The 1035-nt window shown below is 54.2% G+C and carries 1 protein-coding gene; it reads right to left on the reverse strand.

All coding sequences use genetic code 11. The features are described 5' to 3' along the window. A partial coding sequence (locus tag ABZY20_RS37475; protein WP_356448044.1) for a hypothetical protein occupies positions 1-1035 on the reverse strand: 1035 nt, incomplete at both ends.

The raw sequence follows: 1035 nt of genomic DNA on the forward strand, positions 1-1035 counted from the left end.
ATCCATTACCATCGTAGCTACCAAGTCTAGTTCAGCAAACTTCTCCTTGATGCGCTCTGCGGATACTACGACCACTAGGTGCAATTCACCGCAGACAAATTTCGCGACATCCTCAGTTCGAAGCGAAAGCGTATATGGGTATGAGGTGTGCCACGGCTCTTCACAGGTGAGGGAATACACCATGTTGCTCGAGCCAGTCGGGAGAAGCTCGTGCCAACCGCCCTCAAGAGCTTCGTGGCAGATAGCGATATATCTGAGCCCCGGCTCCGGCTCGATCATCGCAAACCCTGCCGCTAGAGCTTTGTCGATGCATGAATTTAGCGATGCAAGGTGCTTCAGTTCCTCATGTTTCAGCGCCACCCTGGTGACATTTCGCATTCCCCGAAGTGCCGGCGCGAAGTCGTTTTCAAAAAAGTCGTGGACTTTCTTATTGTCTGCGACTTGCCGAAATGCACGAGCACTCTTGGTCCCTGACTTTACTTCCAGCACAAAGGGCTCAGCACGTCCGAGCAGACACACGTCGCCGTGACGGATAACATTTGTCAAATCAGCGAGGACACATGGGACACTCGACTCCACCGCTGACTTGAGCACCTCCCACTCAAGCTTGAAGCCATCCTTGCCCAGAAATGAGCCGGCATGCGGCTTAATCGTTCCATCCTCTGTATTGAAGTAGAGCTGCTTAAGTGAGTGCTGACTTTGGTAGATGTTCGCTACCCCATCACCGAAGCATCGCCAAGCTTGCTGGCGGCTCTGCTCACACTTGATGTCAGCGTCGTAATCTGAAATTAGGATTTTAAGCGCCTCAGCGACCTGCTTGGATGGCCGGCCCAATGATCGAGCACGACGCAACGCAACCAAATCGGCCCGGCGCTTTTCGATGAATCTCTGCGATTGCCGTAGGCGAGCGACAAGATAGGCCTGCAGTTGCAGCAGTCGGGCCAAATTCGACGGGTCTTCTCGCAGGGCGTGAAGCTCGGTGGCTGCCTCGGCGATTCCCCGGCGATATATCTTCGTCCGCTTTTCCGTTCCTCC

Source organism: Streptomyces sp. NPDC006624 (genome assembly GCF_040611555.1).
GTDB lineage: Bacteria > Actinomycetota > Actinomycetes > Streptomycetales > Streptomycetaceae > Streptomyces.